The sequence below is a fragment of the uncultured Tateyamaria sp. genome, from assembly GCF_947504105.1.
Lineage (GTDB): Bacteria > Pseudomonadota > Alphaproteobacteria > Rhodobacterales > Rhodobacteraceae > Tateyamaria.
Genome location: NZ_CANNGP010000036.1, coordinates 1 through 18624, shown reverse-complemented (window position 1 = coordinate 18624; position 18624 = coordinate 1). Strand labels below are relative to the sequence as shown.

The window sequence follows — 18624 nt, the reverse complement described above, 5'->3', positions numbered from 1 at the left end:
TCTGTTTTTGCTGACGAGGGGGCTGTCTGCCCCCTCGAACTCCCCTGATCGTACTTTCAGTTAGAAGAAGCCTTATTCGCCGTAGGGCACCCAGATGGTTTTGACCTCTGTGGCGGCCAGCAGGAACGCCTTGCCTTCTCCGTCAGATCCCATCCAGTCGCGGGCCTTGCCGTGGTTCACCCACTTGCGTTTCAGATTGCCAGCCGCTTCCCGTTCGATGGTCGCGGACAGGTCACTGCCTGAGAAGGACCAGACGGCATCGACATTCAGGTGCTTCGCCATATGGAGTGCAAGCTCCTCATGCTTGCCGGTCAGGATGTTCACCACTCCCGCAGGGACGTCCGAGGTTTCGAGCACCTGATAGAAATCGGTTGCCGCCAGCGGGAAGGGCTGTGACGCGGCCAGCACAACGCGGTTGCCCATGGCAACGGCTGGCGCCATCAGGGATATGAGGCCCAGAAGCGGTGCTTCGTCCGGGCACAGGGTTCCGATGATGCCCGTCGGTTCATTCATCGCGAGGGCGACGCCGCGGATCGGTACACCCTTGGCCGCGCCATCATATTTGTCAGCCCAAGCTGCATAGGTGAACAGGCGTTGGATGCTTGCCTCGACCTCCTTGTCGCCAGAACGGCCGCCTTGCAGGGCGTTCAGGCGGTTTGCGAATTCGTCGCCTCGCGCTGCGAGGTTTTCGGCGATGTAGTACAGGATTTGCGCCCGCAGGTGGCCGGTGGTCTTGGCCCACCCTTTGGCCGCTTCCGCCGCTTCGACGGCGTTGCGCACATCCTTGCGATTGGCCAGGCTGGATTGGCCCAGCAACGCGCCGTTCTTGCCATAGACGTTGCGGGAATAGCCGCCATCGGGACGGGCCTGTTTGCCCCCGATATACAGCTTGGCGGTTCGGTCCAGAGGGTCGCTGGGTGTGTCTTCACCCGTGAAGGCCGCAACAGGTTTCAGCGCTTTGGCTGATCCCTTGGGCTTGGTATAGGCTTGCAAACCTTCCCAGCCACCTTCGCGTCCGAACCCGCTTTCGCGCACACCGCCAAAGCCTGCCGCCGCGTCAAAGAGATTGGTGGCATTTACCCAGACAACGCCAGCCGCCAGTTTCGGCGCCACGTCGAGCGCGAGGTTGACGTTTTCGGTCCAAAGCGTTGCGGCCAGCCCGTAGCGGGTGTTGTTGGCTAGCTCCACGGCCTCTGACGGGGTGCGGAATGTGGTCGAGACAAGGACGGGGCCAAAAATCTCTTCCTGCATCAGCGGGTCAGCCGTGTTCAGGCCGGTGATCAGGGTCGGTGGGTAGTAGCAGCCAGTTGCGGGTAGGGACGATGACGGTTGATAGACCTGCCCGGCAGTGTTGCTGCTGACCATTTTGCTGATCGTATCCAGCTGAACCGGGTCGACAACCGCGCCGACGTCGACGGACTTGTCCAGGGGGTCGCCGATGCGCAGCTTGTCCATTCGGGCCCGCAGCTTGGCATAGAACGCCTCGGCCACGGGTTCGTGGACCAGCAGGCGCGAGCCAGCGCAGCAGACTTGTCCCTGGTTGAACCAGATGGCGTCGACCAACCCTTCGACGGCTGAGTCCAGATCGGCGTCATCAAAGGCGATGTAGGGGGACTTGCCGCCCAGTTCGAGCGTCAGTTCCTTGCCCGTACCAGCCGTCGCTTCGCGGATGCGGCGGCCCACGGCGGTGGAGCCTGTGAAGGCGACCTTGTCCACGTCAGCATTCACGATCATCTCGCCCACCGCGCCGTCGCCGGTGACGATGTTGACAACGCCCTTCGGGACACCGGCCTGGCGGCAAATGTCTGCAAACAGCAGAGCAGTCAGCGATGTGTATTCGGCGGGTTTCAGAACAACCGTGTTCCCCATGGCGAGGGCAGGCGCGATTTTCCATGCCAACATCAACAGAGGGAAGTTCCATGGGATGATCTGGCCGCAGACGCCCAGTGCCTCGCGGTCGGGCAGTTCCGCCTCCATCAATTGCGCCATGCCTGCGTGGCAGTAGAAATGGCGCTGGGCGAGGGGGATGTCGATGTCGCGGCTTTCTCGGATGGGTTTGCCGTTGTCGAGCGTTTCCAAGACAGCAAAGAGACGGCTGTGTTTTTGCAAGAGCCGCGCAATGGCATAGAGGATGCGGGCACGTGCATGACCGCCCGACTTGGCCCACTTGGGCTGGGCCGCGCGGGCCGCTTTGACTGCTGCGTCCACATCGGCTTGCGTGGCCTGTGACAGAGTTGCCAGCACCTCGCCCGTCGCGGGATTCTTGCTTTCAAAGCCGTCCGAAGGATCGGTGAACTGTCCGTTGATAAAGTGGCCGAACCGTGCGCCCTGATCAACGATCCAGGCGAGGGCATCTCCGGCGGCTTCTGGTGCGGTGCCGTAATCCATGCTCTCGAAAATCTCTTTGACGGTCATCATGTCGTCCTTCGTTTCGATCCGGGTCGCATTTTCTTTCACAGAAAACGTTCCGGAATTTTTTTAAATTCCGGTCAGCCAATCGCGTGGCGGTATCCGGCGGAATAGGCACCGGTCAGGTGGTGTTCCAACTGGCGTTCGATGTCGCCCAGCAGCGAGGATGCGCCAAACCGGAACAGGTCCGGTTGCAACCAGCGGTCGCCCAACTCTTCCTTGATCAGCGACAGGTAAACGAGGGCGTCCTTGGCCTTGGAAATCCCGCCCGCCGGTTTGTACCCCACACGGTAGCCGGTGTGTTCGTAATAGTCACGAATGGCCCGGATCATCACCAGAGTGACAGGCAACGTGGCGTTCACGCTTTCCTTGCCTGTCGAGGTCTTGATGAAATCCGCCCCAGCCATCATGCAGACCAGCGACGCGCGGGCCACGTTGCGCAGGCTGCCCAATTCTCCGGTGGCGAGGATCGCTTTGACATGGGCGTCACCGCAGGCCTCCCGCATCTCTGCCATTTCGTCATAGAGAGCCTGCCAATTGCCTTCCAGCACGTGGCGGCGCGAGATGACGATGTCGATCTCTTCCGCTCTGGCTGCAACGCTTTCGCGGATTTCCTGAATGCGCAGGTGGAAGGGGGACAGGCCCGCTGGAAAACCTGTGGAGACAGCGGCAACCGGTATTCCCGATCCTTTCAGGGCGGTCACAGCCGCCGGGATCATCTCGTGATAGACACAGACGGCACCGGTGGTCAGACCGGGCATCCCAAGGGCCTCCAGCATCTCGGCCCTGACAGGCTGGCGCGCCTTGGCGCAAAGCCTGTGTACACGCCGTTCCGTGTCGTCGCCGGACAGCGTGGTCAGGTCGATACAGCTGATCGCCTTGAGCAGCCACGCAGCCTGATGGTCTTTCTTGATCGACCGGCGTCCGGGCAGCGTCGCGCAGCGCCGTTCGATAGCCGAGGTGTTGGCCTGCACGCGCGCAACCCAATCCAGATCCAGCTTCATGCCGGGATTGCGCGGTTCGGTGACCTGCGGCAAGTGGGTCGTGGCGGTTGTATCTGTGGTCGTGGTGGTCTGCATCTTCGTGATCCTTTCGGACGGCGACAGAGTCCCGAAGTGGCATGACCGGGCGGTTTTGGCAACCACCACCCCTCTGCACAAGCTCTGCACAAATAGGCGCGGTTGATCTGCACCAGTGCCTGCCAGGTTGCTCTCAAAGCAAGTGACCAAGAGAGGCAGGACAGTGAAAGCTTTGACGATACCCGGTGTGCCATTGGCGATGGAGCAGGATGGCTGGTGGCTGGATGCGCCAGCGGACAAGACGGAACAGCGTGGCAAGGTACTGCGGTCGGATGGCGGCAAGGCGTTGCTGCTGCTTGCCCTGATCGCCTTGGGCGATGTATTGGTCTGGGGATACGCGCCGGGACTTAACATCGCCATCTTTTTCGCGGCGGTGTTATTCGCAGGTCTTGGTTTGGCTTGGCCGCGCCTCAGCGTGCGCTCGCGAATTGGGATAGCAGCGGGTGTGGTGTTGAGCCTGTTGCCGTTGGTCGAGTTGGTGCAGCCCCTATCAATGTTAATTGCCATGGTCGGGCTGTCCCTTTGCACCGCTGCCCTTGCCGGGGTGTCTCGCCTTGATCTGTTGCGCGGGGGCGTGCTGTTGTGGTGGGTCGCCCCGACACAGACTTTTCAGGACGGTGCGCAAGGGGCGCGTCACTTGAGCGATCTGAATTTGGCCCGGGTGGATTTGCGTCGTCTGGTGATGGCTTGGGGTTTCCCCGCGGGGACAAGTCTGGTCTTTGCCCTGTTAATCCTTGCCGCGAACCCGGTTCTGGACCGTTGGGTGAGTGGCATCACCATGTTCGAGCTACCTGCGCCGAATTGGTGGCGGGTATGGTTCTGGCTGTTTCTAGCGGCGACCATCTGGCCCGCGCTGGTTACCTTGCGAATGCGCGAACGTCTGCGCGCGCGCAAGCCGCAACGCGCGACGGTACACCGCCCGGGTATGATCAATGCAGGCTCTGTTGCGCGGTCACTGGTTGCCTTCAATGTGCTCTTTGCTGTGCAGACCGGGATGGATGTGATGTTTCTCTATGGCGATGCTGGTCTGCCCGACGGGATCAGCCCGGCGACCTATGCCCATCGCGGAGCCTATCCGTTACTTGTCACCGCGTTGCTGGCGGGACTGTTCGCGGTTATGGCGCGTCCCTACCTTGCGGGGCGTCCGGTTCTGCGTTGGCTGATGCTGATCTGGCTCGCCCAGACCCTCGCATTGGTTTTTGCTTCCGTTTGGCGATTGGACATCTATGTCGATGCGTTTGGTCTGACGCGACTCCGGTTGGCGGCATATATCTGGATGGGGTTGGTCGCATCTGGTCTGGGGATCGTGGTCTGGCAAATCTGGCGCGACAAACCTGCCGCGTGGATGATGCTGCGCAGCGGTGTGCTGGGCGCAGCGGTTTTGTATGTCTGTGCCTTCGCTAGTTTCGATGCGGCAGTCGCGCGCCACAACCTGAGCCAGCCGGTGCACGAGGATATGCCGATGCTGTGCCAATTGTCTGAGGATGTGATCCCAGTGATGGCCGCTACCTTTGGACCCAACTGGCGGGCAGCGTGCCTGTCGGAATTTATGCAACCGCATCTGTTCCACCCCGAAAACTGGCGCGAATGGGGCTTTCGCAACTGGCGGACGCGCAATAGCCTTGCGTCCATGACGACTGATCCCGACATGCCATGACCAAGACCCATCTGTTGGTGGTCGATGACGACCCGCATATCCGCTCTGTCCTGCGCATTGCCTTGCAACAAGCCGGTCATGCCGTGGACGAAGCTGGCGACGGGATTGAAGGACTGACCAAGGCGCAGTCCGGGCGTTATGACCTTATCGTTTTGGACATCGGCTTGCCCGAGATGGATGGGCTGGCCGTATGCCGCAACTTGCGCGAGATAGACCAGACTCCGGTTCTGTTCCTGACAGCGCGCGAGGACGAGATTGACCGGGTTCTCGGGTTCGAACTGGGGCGCGATGACTATGTGACAAAACCGTTCTCTCCGCGCGAACTGGTTGCGAGGATCGGCGCGATCCTGAAGCGCGCGCGCCCTGTTGCGATGCCGGCCTTCACGCGCGGTATCCTGCGCGTCGATCCGGCGCGGCATCTTTGCGAGGTCAATGGCACGCCGCTGACCCTCACCGCACGTGAGATGGAGATATTGGCCCACCTCATGGCCCATCCTGACCGTGTGTCGGCACGACCGGCGTTGGTGGATGCGTTTTATGGTCCCGGGGGTCAGGTCAGTGACCGGACATTGGATAGTCATTTGCGCAACCTGCGCTCCAAGTTGGCGACTGCTGGATGCGGTGACGCCATCGAAACGGTGCACGGTATCGGTATTCGGATGGGGCCATGCGCAGGATCATAAAGAAATGGCGCCCGCCCCTTGTCTTTGTCCTTGGGGGCACACTGGCGGCAGTTCTGACCTTACCGATCCTTGGGATCGTCAACCTGCGCCTGTGGGGCAACGTGATGGGGTGGGGCGAAGCGGCATGGCTGATCGCCTGGATCGCCGTTGTTGCGACTGCGGTGCTTGGCTTCTTGCTCTGGCGGCTTGTGCTGCGCCCGGTCTGGTCACTGGATCGATATGCACAAGAGGTGCGCAAGGGTGCGCGGCCAGATGCGCCTACGCATCTAGGCACGCCTGAGTTCATGGGCCTTGCCTCCAGCGTCATGGGCATGGGTGATAGCCTGCAAAGCCGTGCCGACGGTCTGCAGGCCTATGCGGATCATGTAACGCATGAGTTGAAGTCACCTTTAACTGCGATCAGGGGAGCGGCAGAGCTGTTGCAGGCCGGTGCCAGCGGTGCGGATGCCAAGGTATTGGGCAATACGATCACGGATGCTTCGGCCCGTATGCAGAACCTGCTCGATGATCTTGCGCGACATGCGCATGCCGCTACGTCCGCGGGGCCGGGGACCGTACGTTTGTCGGATGCGGTAGAGAGTCTGAAAACGGATGTGGCGCTGAACGTCGAAACCGATGGTATGCTGCCGATCAGTGCGGAAGACCTCAAAGCCATCCTGACACAGCTTGCTGGAAATGCTGCAGCTCATGGGGCGAACAAACTGTCGCTGCGTGTGTCTGTGGCCGGGCTGGATGTTTGGGATGATGGTCCCGGTGTCAGTCCGGGCAACCGTGATCGCATCTTTGACCCGTTCTTTACCACGCGCCGGGAACGGGGTGGCACCGGCATGGGGCTGAATATCGTTCGCAGCCTAGTGCAGGCGCGTGGTGGGCAGATTGCGCTGCAAGAAGAGGGCGAGGGCGCGCGTTTCTTAATCACTTTCGAGTGAGAGTCTTCAACATCTAGGCATGTTATTGCGAGTCATTCGCATTCTTATTGACTTCTTGCGAATGATTCTCATATTCATCCGTATGAGACAGAAAACCCCCTTTCCGCTCTCCCGTCGTGCTTTGTTGGCTGGCCTTGGTGCATTGGCCGCTACCCCTACCTACGCCGCATCCTCTCCCCTCAACATCGTTGCCACCACGGGCATGATTGCGGACATGGCGCGGTCCATCGGTAGTGATCAGGTTACGGTCAAGGGGCTGATGGGCGCTGGCGTTGATCCGCACGCCTATCGTCAGACGCGCAGCGACATTGCTGCCATGACCCGTGCAGATGCGGTGCTTTGGCACGGTCTGTATCTTGAAGCGCAAATGGAGGATTTCTTCTACGATTTGAGCCGCAAGAAAGAGGTGCATGCGATTGCTGAATCGCTGGATCCCTCTTTGCTGTTCGCGCATGAGGACTACGAGGGTCGCTTTGATCCGCATGTCTGGATGGACCCGGATCTGTGGGTGCAGTGTGTGCCTGCTGTCGTCGATGCACTGTCTGACCTGCGCCCCGATGTGCGTAGCATGTTCGAGGCAAACGCTGCCGCTTTCGTTTCCGAGGCGGAAGCGATGTCAGTCTATGCGCGCGACCTGTTGGCGAGTGTTCCCGCAGAGCGGCGCGTGCTGCTGACAGCCCATGATGCGTTCGGATATTTCGGAACAGCCTATGATTTCGAAGTGATGGGCATTCAAGGCATCTCAACCGAAAGCGAAGCTGGTCTTAACCGTATCGGAGAGTTGGTTGATCTGCTCGTTGAACGCCAGTTGCTCGCCGTGTTCGTGGAAACATCCGTGTCTGATCGCAACGTCCGAGCGCTGATCGAAGGGGCTGCGGCGCAGGGGCATGATGTGATCATTGGCGGATCGCTGTTCAGTGACGCAATGGGTCCCGATGGCACCTATGAAGGCACTTGGCTGGGCATGATCGATCATAACGTGACAACCATTGCCCGTGCTTTGGGCATAGACGCGCCCGCCGGCGGACGGCTGGGCAAACTGAAGGCTGCAGCATGAACATTTCCCTTGTGACATCGCAGGATACCGACTTGGCCACGCGCGCAGCTAGCCCGCTGGCCGTGCGCGGCATGACGGTGTCCTATGGTCAGACACCGGCCATCTTCTCGGTCGACATGACGGTGCGTGCGGGTGCGATGACGGCCATCGTGGGGCCAAACGGCGCAGGTAAGTCGACCCTGCTCAAGGCGGCTTTGGGTGTGATCGCGCCCCTTGCTGGATCGGTGACGGTCTTTGGCGAACCAATGGCGGACATGCGCGATCGGATTGCCTATGTCCCGCAACGGGCAAGTGTGGACTGGGATTTTCCGGTGCGTGTCATCGATGTCGTGATGATGGGGATGTACCGCAAGCTTGGGCTGCTGGGCCGCATTCGGGGCCAGCATAAGGCACTGGCGCAGGAGTGTCTGGATCGCGTTGGCATGGCAGACTTTGCGCACCGCCAGATTGGACAGCTCTCTGGCGGTCAACAGCAGCGTGTCTTCTTGGCGCGGGCGCTGGCGCAAGAGGCGGATATCTACGTTCTGGATGAACCCTTTGCCGGTGTGGATGCCGCCACAGAAAAGGCTATTATCGCAGTTCTGCAAGGGCTTAGAGATGCAGGCAAGACCGTTCTGGCCGTGCATCACGACCTGGCCACCGTGCCGGATTACTTCGACGATGTGCTTTTGCTGAACACCCAAGTGGTGGCTGCCGGGCCGGTGGCCGAGGCGTTCATCGAAGACAACCTGCAGGCCGCTTATGGTGGCCGTTTAACCACGGCACGCGCGGATCCTGAAAGCGTGGCGGGCTAGGCCATGCTGGCCGACGCGCTGCTTTTGCAGCTGGGTTACAACGCCACGCTTGTCACCATTGGGGCGGCCCTCTTGGGTATCGCGTCTGGCGTGGCTGGCACTTTTCTGTTTCTGCGCAAACGCGCCTTGGTCAGCGACGCGATTTCCCATGCCACTTTGCCCGGGGTCGGGCTGGCTTTTATCTTCATGGTTGTGATGGGTGGTGAAGGGCGGTCGCTGTTTGGATTGTTGCTTGGGGCCGGAGTGTCAGCGGCGTTCGGGCTGCTGTGTGTGCAATGGCTGGCGGATCGCACCCGGTTGGGCGAGGACGCGGCCATTGGTGCTGTTTTGTCAGTGTTTTTCGGCTTTGGTATCGTCATTCTGACTGTCATCCAAACCATGAATGCAGGGCGGCAAGCAGGGCTTGAAGGGTTCCTGCTGGGCTCAACCGCTGGCATGTTGCGCAGCGACGCAATCCTGTTGGCCGTGTCTGCAGCATTGGTGCTGGCGCTGGTTGTTATCTTGCGCAGGCCGTTGGGCTTGGCGGCCTTCGATCCCGGCTATGCCGAGGCGACAGGATGGTCGTTGCCGCGCGTCGATCTGGCGATGATGGGCATTGTTCTGGTGGTGACGGTCGTGGGCCTCAAGGTTGTGGGGTTGATCCTGATTGTGGCGCTGTTGATTGTGCCGCCGGTGACGGCCCGGTTCTGGACGGAACGTGCGGACCATGTGGTGATCATTGCAGGTGTCGTGGGGGGCGTGTCGGGCTATGTTGGCGCGGCCAGTTCGGCGACGGCGCCTGCCCTACCCACCGGGCCGATTGTCGTGTTGGTAGGGTTTGCCATCTTCTTGTTCTCTTTGCTATTCTCACCGCGTCGTGGAGTGCTGGCCTCGCTTCTGACCCACCTGCGCTATCAGCGAAGGGTACATGTGCGGCAGGGGCTTCTGGCATTGGCGCAGGGGCAGCCGATCTATGAGGTTCTGACGCGCCGATTGCTGGAGCGTGCAGGCTTGGTCCTGCCCGACGGTGTGCCGACACCGGCGGGGCAGGCGGCTGCGTCAAAAGCACTGTTGGATGAGACGCGCTGGGCTATTGTTCGAGGGGACCAAGCCTATGCTTTGGCCGCCACGCGGTATGATGGTTTGACGCCAATCGAGGATGTTTTGACTCCTGACCAACTCACTGAAGTTGATGGGAAAATCGACGCACCGCAGGTGGTGGCGTGATGGGGGCGGAGTTTGTTGCCCTGTCCCTGCCGCCGATCCTGATCGGAGTGTTGGTGGCCGTGGCTTGTGCATTGCCGGGGAATTTTCTGCTGCTGCGTCGGCAGGCGTTGATCGGTGATGCGATCAGCCATGTGGTGCTGCCGGGGATCGTGGTGGCGTTTCTGGTAACCGGGCTGATTGCCACGGGCCCTATGCTGCTGGGGGCGGCTGCGGCTGCGGTCATTGCTGTGATTGCAATCGAAGCCGTGCGTCGTCTGGGTCGGATCGAGGCGGGGGCGGCCATGGGGGTCATCTTCACCGCCATGTTCGCCGGTGGTGTGCTGCTCTTGGAGCAGTCGGATACCTCCTCAGTCCACCTGGATGTCGAGCATGCCCTGTACGGAAATCTGGAGAGCCTGATCTGGCTGGATGCGACGGGATGGGCCTCGCTGTTGGACCCTGCCGCACTTGCGGGGCTGCCGGTGGAGTTGCCCCGCATGGTGCTGGCTTTGGTGGTCATCGCTTTGTTTTTATGGCTTTTCTGGCGCCCTCTGGCCTTGTCTACCTTTGATGAAGGATTTTCCCGAGGCCTTGGTATTCGCACGGCACCGCTGGGCCTGGCGCTGGTAATCATGTCGGCCATTGCAGCCGTAGCTGCCTTTGATGCGGTGGGGTCGATCATCGTGATTGCGATGTTCATCTGCCCGCCCGCAGCAGCGCGGATGATGACCAACCGGCTGGGCCATCAGGTTGCGTGGTCAGTGCTGTTTGCCGCGCTGGCCGCGGTGCTGGGATATGTGCTGGCGGGGTATGGGCCGCTGTGGATTGGTGCAAACGCATCGGTCAGTGCGGCAGGGATGATTGCGACCGTTTCAGGGATCATTCTAGGCGTCGCGGCGGTGGCCGGGCCGCACCGTACGCGCAACAGTTAGCAGCGGAAACGGACGCGACGTCGCCCGAACACGCGTTAACGCGTTACTCTGTTGGAAAAAGCAGCTGTCACCCCCCATGCAGCATCCGTACACCCCCTGTGCAATCCTTCGGTTCCGTATGGGTTGATTTGGCGTGGTTAACGATGCGTGTGGTGCCAAAGGTTATTATTGGGTTAAGCGGTGTGGGAACGAGAGATGGCGTTTGGTTGTGTCGCATAACCAGTTGTCTCATCCCGCAGCCCGGTACTTTTGTCCCGTAGATGTCAGGACGAAAGGACGGACAGATCATCGCTGTCGAAATGGACATATCCGCCGGGGGCCGGTTGCACCTTTTTCGCGTCCCAGCATGCCTTGGCTTGATCCAGTGACAAGTCCGGATGCGTGTCCCGTGCGTCACGCAGATATTGCAGATAGTTGTTGCAGGTCGCGATTTCGCGCCGAAAGGTCGGGTCGTCCTTGCGCGCTTCGAGTGTGTGCCATGCCTGTTCAGCGTCTGCGAGGGTTGCCCCGGCGTTGGCACGCATCCAGTCCATGAAGTCGGAATGGCAGGAGAATTTGGGACCGATCGCGGCTTTGAAATAGCCCCGTACATTTGGCCCGAACGACACATTGTCAGTGATGCGTGTATTTGCTGTCAGATCCGCCTTCGCCCAGTTGAACGTGCTTGTTCCGCTGCGCTTTGGCGCCTTGGGCAGAGGTGCGCCAGAGAGGGCAGACAGAACACGCGCCCGCAGCGTTGCCTTGGTGCCCGTGGCGGGGATGTCGAGACCGTCGCAAAACGTCTTGAGCGCGTCGACCGGCCAGTACCAGCGGTCGAACTCGGCGGCGGTCATGTTGGGGTCAACAGGCGGTCGTGTGTCGGTCATCCACGGCAGGTAAGGTCCCGCCGCTGCGCGTCAACTGCCGCGATAGGTCGAGTAGCCGTAGGGCGAAAGTAGGAGCGGCACGTGGTAGTGCGCCTCGTCATCGGTAATGCCGAAGCGGATCGGCACCTGGTCGAGGAACTTGACCTCATCCGTGCTCAGCCCGTGCTGATCGAGGTAGTCTCCGCAGAAAAAGATCAGTTCGTATTGGCCCTGTTTCATCTTGCCTTGTGGCAGGATCGGACTTTCGGTACGGCCATCGGCATTTGTCACGGCCTCGGCGATCTTTTTGTGGCTGTTGCCGGATACGCGGTAGAGCGCGATCTTGATCCCCGGGGCTGGCATGCCCCGCGCGGTGTCGAGGACATGGGTGGTGAGGTATCCGGCTGCCATTGCATCCTGCCTTGTTTGGTCGCAGATTGGCGGCATCTCACCTTGATTGTCTGGGGAAGTCCATGGCCGAGTTGCCACCGCGGTATCCGCGCGATTTTCATGGCCACGGGGCCGATAGACCGGATGCGGCGTGGCCGGGTGGCGCGCGCATCGCCGTGTCCATTGTTCTGAACTACGAAGAGGGGGGTGAGAACTGCCTGCTGCACGGCGATGCGGCATCTGAGGCGTTCTTGTCCGAGATCGTGGGGGCAGCACCCTGGCCCGGGCAGCGGCATTGGAACATGGAGTCCATTTACGACTACGGCGCGCGGGCCGGATTCTGGCGGTTGCATCGGTTGTTCACCGAGACCCGTGTGCCCGTGACGGTTTATGGCGTGGCGACGGCGTTGGCCCGCAGCCCTGCGCAGGTTGAGGCGATGCAGCAGGCCAATTGGGAGATCGCGTCTCATGGGCTGAAATGGATCGACTACAAGGATCATTCGGTCGAGGACGAGGCGGCGGACATGGACGCGGCTATTGCACTGCATACCGAAGTGACGGGAGAGCGTCCGCGCGGTTGGTATACGGGCCGCTGTTCGGTGAACACGGTGTGGCTGGCGGCAGAGCGGGACATGGACTGGATCAGCGACACCTATGATGATGATCTGCCCTATTGGGTTCGGATCGGTGCCCGCGACCAATTGATCCTTCCCTACACGCTTGATTGCAACGACATGCGCTTTGCCACGCCGCAGGGATTCAATGCGGGCGATCAGTTTTTTGCCTATCTGCGGGATACGTTTGATGCGCTCTATGCCGAGGGTACGGCGGGGCGGCCTGCGATGATGTCTGTGGGTCTGCATTGCCGTTTGATCGGACGGCCCGGTCGGGTACAGGCGTTGCGCCGGTTTATTGAATACGTGCAGGGGCATGAGGGTGTGTGGTGCGCCCGGCGGCAGGATATTGCGGCGCACTGGGCTGAGGTTCATCCGCCCAAGCCCGAGCGTGGGTGGATTCATCTGGACCGTGCCGCTTTTGTTGAGGTGTTTGGCGGCGTGTTTGAGCATTCGCCTTGGATTGCCGAAGGGGCTTATGCGCTTGAATTGGGGCCAGCCCATGACTGTCCTTTGGGTGTGCACAATGCGTTGTGCCGTGTTTTCCGCGCGGCGTCCGAAGACCAACGCCTAGGCGTGCTGCGCGCCCACCCTGATCTGGCGGGCAAGCTGGCGGCGGCCAAGCGGCTGACGGTCGAAAGTACAGAGGAACAGGCGAGTGCGGGGTTGGATGCGTTGACAGATGCGGAGCGGACGACGTTCGAACGGATGAACGCCGACTACACGGCCAAGCATGGCTTTCCCTTCATCATCGCGGTCAAGGATCACGACAAGGCGGGCATATTGCGCGCCTTTGAACGGCGGATCGGCAACGAGACCGGTGTTGAGATGGCTGAGGCTTGTCGTCAGGTTGAACGCATCGCCTGGTTGCGGTTGGAGGCTATGGAATGACCTATGCCTTTCCTCCCGGCGGTTTGCCCAGCCAGACCGAAAGCCCCGAAAGCACGGCCATCTTTACCGAAGCCTATGCGGTCATCCCCGCCTCGGTTCAGCGGGACATCGTCACGTCCTTCCTGCCCGGATGGGACAGCACGCGGGCCTGGATCCTGGCGCGGCCCCTAAGCGGGTTTGCCGAGACCTTTGCCCAATATGCCGTTGAGCTGTCGCCTGAGGGGGGCAGCAATGATCCCGAGCCGGACGTGGACGCCCAAGCTGTGCTGTTCGTGGCGCTTGGCCATGCGCACCTGACTGTAGGGGCAGATCTGCACGAGCTGCGCCCAGGCAGTTTCGCGTACATCCCGGCCGGTGCGCCGTGGACGTTGTGGAACCGGTCGGATCAGGCTTGTGGCCTGCATTGGATCCGCAAGAAATACGTGGTGGGTGCTGGTCTGAGCCTCCCCGATGTGGTGGTGACCCATGATCAGGATGTGCCCGCCGCCCCGATGCCCGATTGCGGTGGCCTGTGGGCGACGCAACGCTTCATTGATCCGCTCGACCTGCGCCATGATTGCCACGTGAACATCGTAAACTTCCAGCCCGGCGGGCGTATCCCCTTTGCCGAGACACATGTGATGGAACATGGGCTTTACGTGCTGGAAGGAACGGCGAATTACCTGCTGAACAAGGATTGGGTCAGCGTGGGGCCGGGTGACTTTATGTGGTTGCGCGCCTTCTGCCCGCAGGCGTGTATTGCCACAGGTGACGGGCCATTCCGCTATCTGCTCTACAAGGATGTAAACCGGCATGTCCCGCTTTGAGATCACGGCGCAGCCGCTGACGGCTAATGCATTCGCTCCCTTTGGCGATGTGCTGGATTGCGCGGGAGACCCGGACAAGATCATCAATGCGGGCAAGTGTGGGCGGTATCACGACCGGGCGTTGCTGGATTTTGGCAATGCGCGCGGCGGCATCAGTTTGTTTCAGGCCGAGCCACGCAGCCTGCCCTACACCCTCGATCTTCTAGAGCGTCATCCCGAAGGGTCGCAGGCGTTCCTCCCGATGTCGGAGTATGGATTTCTGGTGACCGTGGCCCGTGACGAGGGTGACCGGCCGGGTGTACCACAGGCGTTCCTGACTGCGCCGGGTCAGGGCATCAACCTGCATCGCGGCGTGTGGCACGGTGTGCTGACGCCACTGCATTTGCCCGGATTGTTCGCAGTTGTGGATCGGATTGGCGATACCCCAAATCTGGAAGAGTTTTTTCTTGATCCGCCATATCTTGTGGTTTCATAGTCCCCGACAGCCGCGACAAGACGGCTTGGGAACAGGGACAGAGATATGACAGACTTAACCTCAGGGGCGTTTTCGGACCCCGATACCACCCCGCCGCTGCACCAGGCCGTGCCGCTGGGGGTGCAGCACGTGCTGGCGATGTTCGCCTCGAACGTGACCCCATCCATCATCGTGGCGGGCGCTGCGGGACTGGCCTTTGGCGGGCCGGAGCAGGTGTACCTGATCCAGATGGCGATGCTGTTTGCCGGCATAGCGACGCTGTTTCAAACCGTGGGTTTTGGCCCGGTGGGCGCGCGCCTGCCAATCATGCAAGGCACCAGCTTTGCCTTTGTGGGCGTGCTGGCAGGCGTTGCTGCGACCCAGGGTCTGGGCGTGGCGCTGACCGCCTGTCTGATTGCTGGGGTGATCCACTTCCTGCTAGGGTCGGTGATCCAGCACCTGCGCTGGTTGTTTCCGCCGCTTGTGACGGGCCTCGTTATCCTGGCCATTGGTCTTTACCTGATTCCGGTTGCCATCAAATATGCCGCCGGTGGTGCTGCCAGTTTCCAGATGGAGGCCGAAAGCTTTGGGTCACTTATGCACTGGTCCGTCGCTTTGAGTGTGGTGATCGTGGCGCTTGTGCTCAAGTTCTTTACCAAGGGCTTGTTGAGCAATGCTGCCATCCTGATTGGCCTGCTAGTCGGGTACATTGTCGCCTTCGTCTTTGGCATGGTGAATTTTGGCGCGGTGTCGAACGCAGCTTGGGTGATGGTGCCGACCCCGCTGCCTTACGGTTTCGAGATCAGCATCGGGGCCATCGTCGCTGTCACGCTGGTCAGCATCGTGTCCGCCATCGAGACCGTGGGTGACGCTTCGGCCACCACCAAGGCAGGCGCAGGACGTGAGGCCACGGACCGCGAGATTGCAGGTGCCACCTATGCGGACGGGGCGGGTACAGCTGTGGCTGCTGTCTTTGGCGGTCTGCCCAATACGTCTTTCAGCCAGAACGTGGGCATTGTCGGTATGACCGGCATCATGTCACGTCATGTGGTGACCATTGGCGCATTGGTGCTGGTGATCTGTGGTCTGATCCCAAAGATCGGCGCTGTCATCGCGTCGATGCCGTTGCCCGTTCTGGGCGGGGGTGTGATCGTGATGTTCGGCATGGTGGCCGCCGCTGGTCTGAATGTGCTGACCGAGGTCAAGATGAACCGCCGCAACATGGTGATCATCGCCGTGTCGCTGGCTGCGGGTCTGGGGCTGAACCTGGTGCCAACAGCGGTGCAATATCTGCCGGGTGTGGTGAAGACGCTGATGACCTCTGCCGTGGCGCCGACAGCGTTGGTGGCGATCGTGCTGAACATCGTTCTGCCAGAAGAAGTCTGACGCGAACGCGTGCCCATTTGAGAATAGAGGAAGCAGGGCGCTTGCCCTGCTTCCTTTTTTGTGGCCGGGTGTTGGCAACCAAGGGAGGCCATGATGAAAGACGACAATTTCCTGCGCGCCAACAATGCACGTCATATGTGGCATCCAATGGGCCATCCGGGCGAGGCGATGGCCCATGCGCCTACCATCATCACGGGTGCCCAGGGATCTGTGATCGAGGACATCGATGGCCACAAGACCGTTGACGCGGTTGGGGGTCTTTGGTGCGTGAACCTTGGCTATTCCAATGACGCCGTGAAGGACGCGATTGCCAAGCAGCTTTATGACCTGCCGTACTATTCCGCCTTCTTCGGCACATCGAACCCGACTGCCATTGAAGCCTCCTATGCCGTGCGATCGTTTTTCGAGACCGATGGTATGGCACGGGTTTTCTTTACCTCGGGCGGGTCGGATTCCGTTGAAACTTGTTTGCGCCTTGCCCGCCAGTATCACCGGATCAAGGGCGAGCCGGGGCGGACCAAGTTCCTGTCGTTGAAGAAGGGCTATCACGGCACGCATTTCGGCGGTGCGTCTGTCAACGGCAACAACCGGTTTCGCATCGCCTATGAGCCGCTGATGCCGGGCTGTTTTCACCTGCCATCGCCCTATCCCTACCGCAATCCGTTTGATGAAACGGACCCGGCGGCGCTGGCCCAGAATGTTGCGGCGGCAATGGAGGATGAGATTCAGTTTCAGGGGCCTGGCAGCATTGCCGCCTTTATCATGGAGCCTATTCAAGGAGCGGGTGGCGTCATTGTTCCGCACGAGACGTTCATGCCGCTGATGCGGCAGATTTGTGATCGGCATGGCATTCTGATGATCGCAGACGAGGTGATCACGGGCTTTGGCCGAACGGGCGATTGGAGCGGGTCCCGTCACTGGGGCGTGCAACCCGATATGATGAGTTGTGCCAAGGGCATCACCTCGGGCTACTTCCCCGTGGGCGCTGCGCTAATGAACGAGGCGGTGGCCGACGTGTTTGAGAAGGCAGACGTCGATGGGGCGATTTTCCATGGCTACACCTATTCAGCGCATCCCGTGGGGGCTGCGGCAGTCACGGCCTGTCTGGATGAGACGCTGCGCCTTGATACCAAGGCCAATGCGGGTCCGCGCGGCGCGCAGCTGTTTGAAGGATGTGTCGCGCTGATGGAGAAGCATGGCATTGTCGGTGATGTCCGCGGTGGGCACGGATTGATGACTGGGATTGAGCTGGTGAGTGATCGGGCAACCAAGACACCGCTTGATCTCGAAGCGACCAAGCGCATCCACAAGGCCACTTATGAGGCCGGGGCGATGGTGCGGATCGGGGGCAACAACATAATGATGTCACCCCCGTTGGTGGTGACAGAGGATGAGATTGCCCGAGTGCTGAGCGCATTGGACGCCGGGTTGGCCGCGGTTTAATCGGCCTTGGTCTGGGGTTCTTGCGGCGCTGCGAAGGTCGGGAATGAGCCCGAGCTGCTCATTCGTCAGGTCGTAGCGAACGGCGGTTGTATGTTGAATAATCGCGGCAGTTGAAGGAGAGTGACCGCAGGCCTTGCTCTGGCCTCCGCCCTCCATCCGGGAAGCATCAGTCATGCTGAGCGAATTCGTCTGAACATGTCTCGTTCGAGCGCAAGCATAAGGAGGGATTGCAGAAGCGGCTCGAAAGAGGAGGACGACAAATGCAGTTATCTGCTCCCATTTACGTATTGAAGCGGAAGGCCAAGCTCTTGGCGCGGGAAATCGACATTGCTCTGCATCAAGCGCTAGACAAGGTTGCCATCGAAGAGGGATTTCAAAGTTGGAGCCATCTGGCGTCGTCATCGGCAAATGAAAGTCAGGCAGGAGAAATTCTGTCCCAACTGGAACCCGGCGACTTGGCACTCATTGGGGCACGACCAGGACATGGCAAGACTCTTCTAGGCCTCGAACTGGCGACCAAGGCATCACAACTCCGCCGTAAGGGCTATTTCTTCACGCTGGACTACCATGAGCGCGACGTTGCGGATCGGCTCTCGGCGATGGGTATAGATCCGAACTTCATCAATAGTTCGGTGGTGGTCGATACATCTGATGATGTTTCTGCGGACTATGTCGTCAGTCGCCTAAGGGCCGAAAAAGAACCTGCGCTCATCATCGTTGACTACCTTCAGCTTCTCGATCAGAAGCGCACCCATCCAAGTCTCGATGATCAGATTAAGTTTCTCCAAAGACATGTAATAGACACGGGCGCAATATGTGCGGTGATCTCGCAAATTGACCGCTCGTTCGATTTGAGCGGGAAGTCCATGCCGGACATCTCGGATGTTCGTTTGCCAAACCCGGTGGATCTGTCTGCCTTCCGCAAGCTCTTTTTCTTGCACAACGGCAAAATCCAGTTTGATCAGGCTGCATAGTCACGTGACCAAACGCTTTGCCGATGGGGTGGATGGCTCCCGCTCCCCCGGCGTCGCAATGCGCCATAGTGCAGGTGTCATTATCTGCGATAGAGA

General features: G+C 60.3%; 17 protein-coding genes. 13 read left to right on the top strand and 4 right to left on the bottom strand.

The window, feature by feature from the left end; genetic code table 11:
* Window positions 1–72: 72 nt before the first annotated feature.
* Window positions 73–2415: an aldehyde dehydrogenase family protein gene (locus Q1A75_RS18175; protein ID WP_299550718.1), complete on the bottom strand. Its 2343-nt coding sequence runs from the start codon at window positions 2413–2415 to the stop codon at window positions 73–75.
* Between the two features lie 74 nt (window positions 2416–2489).
* Window positions 2490–3488, bottom strand: a complete 999-nt coding sequence (deoC, locus tag Q1A75_RS18170; protein ID WP_299550680.1) for a deoxyribose-phosphate aldolase — start codon at window positions 3486–3488, stop codon at window positions 2490–2492.
* Between the two features lie 163 nt (window positions 3489–3651).
* Here deoC and Q1A75_RS18165 point away from each other — a divergent pair, with 163 nt between their 5' ends.
* The 7 genes from Q1A75_RS18165 (at window position 3652) to Q1A75_RS18135 (ending at window position 10725) form a co-directional block, all read left to right on the top strand.
* A complete protein-coding gene (locus tag Q1A75_RS18165) occupies window positions 3652–5145 on the top strand; it encodes a DUF4173 domain-containing protein (protein WP_299550682.1) in 1494 nt (497 codons plus the stop codon).
* Window positions 5142–5828 carry a response regulator transcription factor gene (locus Q1A75_RS18160; RefSeq protein ID WP_299550684.1) on the top strand — a complete coding sequence of 229 codons (687 nt, stop codon included), beginning with the start codon at window positions 5142–5144 and terminating at the stop codon, window positions 5826–5828. The genes Q1A75_RS18165 and Q1A75_RS18160 overlap by 4 nt, the downstream gene beginning before the upstream one ends.
* Window positions 5813–6757: a HAMP domain-containing sensor histidine kinase gene (locus Q1A75_RS18155; protein ID WP_299550686.1), complete on the top strand. Its 945-nt coding sequence runs from the start codon at window positions 5813–5815 to the stop codon at window positions 6755–6757. The genes Q1A75_RS18160 and Q1A75_RS18155 overlap by 16 nt, the downstream gene beginning before the upstream one ends.
* A gap of 82 nt (window positions 6758–6839) precedes the next feature.
* Window positions 6840–7814, top strand: a complete 975-nt coding sequence (locus Q1A75_RS18150) for a zinc ABC transporter substrate-binding protein (protein ID WP_299550688.1) — start codon at window positions 6840–6842, stop codon at window positions 7812–7814.
* Entirely contained in the window at window positions 7811–8608 is a 798-nt protein-coding gene (locus tag Q1A75_RS18145) for a metal ABC transporter ATP-binding protein (RefSeq protein WP_299550690.1), read from the top strand. Before Q1A75_RS18150 ends, Q1A75_RS18145 begins: the two co-directional genes overlap by 4 nt.
* Before the next feature lie 3 nt (window positions 8609–8611).
* Window positions 8612–9814, top strand: coding sequence for a metal ABC transporter permease (locus Q1A75_RS18140; protein WP_299550692.1), 1203 nt, complete (start codon window positions 8612–8614; stop codon window positions 9812–9814).
* On the top strand, window positions 9811–10725 hold the full coding sequence (locus tag Q1A75_RS18135; protein ID WP_299550694.1) for a metal ABC transporter permease: 915 nt from the start codon (window positions 9811–9813) through the stop codon (window positions 10723–10725). The genes Q1A75_RS18140 and Q1A75_RS18135 overlap by 4 nt, the downstream gene beginning before the upstream one ends.
* A gap of 263 nt (window positions 10726–10988) precedes the next feature.
* Here the strand turns inward: Q1A75_RS18135 and Q1A75_RS18130 are convergent, their stop codons facing one another.
* Together Q1A75_RS18130 and uraH are read right to left on the bottom strand one after the other, a co-directional pair.
* Window positions 10989–11591, bottom strand: a complete 603-nt coding sequence (locus Q1A75_RS18130) for a DUF6434 domain-containing protein (RefSeq protein ID WP_299550698.1) — start codon at window positions 11589–11591, stop codon at window positions 10989–10991.
* Between the two features lie 30 nt (window positions 11592–11621).
* Window positions 11622–11981: a hydroxyisourate hydrolase gene (gene uraH, locus Q1A75_RS18125; protein WP_299550700.1), complete on the bottom strand. Its 360-nt coding sequence runs from the start codon at window positions 11979–11981 to the stop codon at window positions 11622–11624.
* 62 nt (window positions 11982–12043) lie between these two features.
* Here uraH and puuE point away from each other — a divergent pair, with 62 nt between their 5' ends.
* The 6 genes from puuE to Q1A75_RS18095 all read left to right on the top strand — a co-directional run bounded on the left by puuE (window position 12044) and on the right by Q1A75_RS18095 (window position 18528).
* Window positions 12044–13465 (top strand): allantoinase PuuE, encoded by a 1422-nt coding sequence (gene puuE, locus Q1A75_RS18120; RefSeq protein WP_299550702.1) that lies wholly within the window; start codon window positions 12044–12046, stop codon window positions 13463–13465.
* Entirely contained in the window at window positions 13462–14271 is an 810-nt protein-coding gene (locus Q1A75_RS18115; protein ID WP_299550704.1) for a bifunctional allantoicase/(S)-ureidoglycine aminohydrolase, read from the top strand. The genes puuE and Q1A75_RS18115 overlap by 4 nt, the downstream gene beginning before the upstream one ends.
* Window positions 14258–14746 (top strand): ureidoglycolate lyase, encoded by a 489-nt coding sequence (locus tag Q1A75_RS18110; RefSeq protein ID WP_299550706.1) that lies wholly within the window; start codon window positions 14258–14260, stop codon window positions 14744–14746. The genes Q1A75_RS18115 and Q1A75_RS18110 overlap by 14 nt, the downstream gene beginning before the upstream one ends.
* Window positions 14747–14791: 45 nt before the next feature.
* Window positions 14792–16111, top strand: a complete 1320-nt coding sequence (locus Q1A75_RS18105) for a nucleobase:cation symporter-2 family protein (RefSeq protein WP_299550708.1) — start codon at window positions 14792–14794, stop codon at window positions 16109–16111.
* A 93-nt stretch (window positions 16112–16204) separates the two neighbouring features.
* Window positions 16205–17554, top strand: coding sequence for an aminotransferase class III-fold pyridoxal phosphate-dependent enzyme (locus tag Q1A75_RS18100; RefSeq protein WP_299550709.1), 1350 nt, complete (start codon window positions 16205–16207; stop codon window positions 17552–17554).
* Between the two features lie 260 nt (window positions 17555–17814).
* Window positions 17815–18528: a DNA helicase gene (locus Q1A75_RS18095; protein WP_299550711.1), complete on the top strand. Its 714-nt coding sequence runs from the start codon at window positions 17815–17817 to the stop codon at window positions 18526–18528.
* Window positions 18529–18624: the final 96 nt, after the last annotated feature.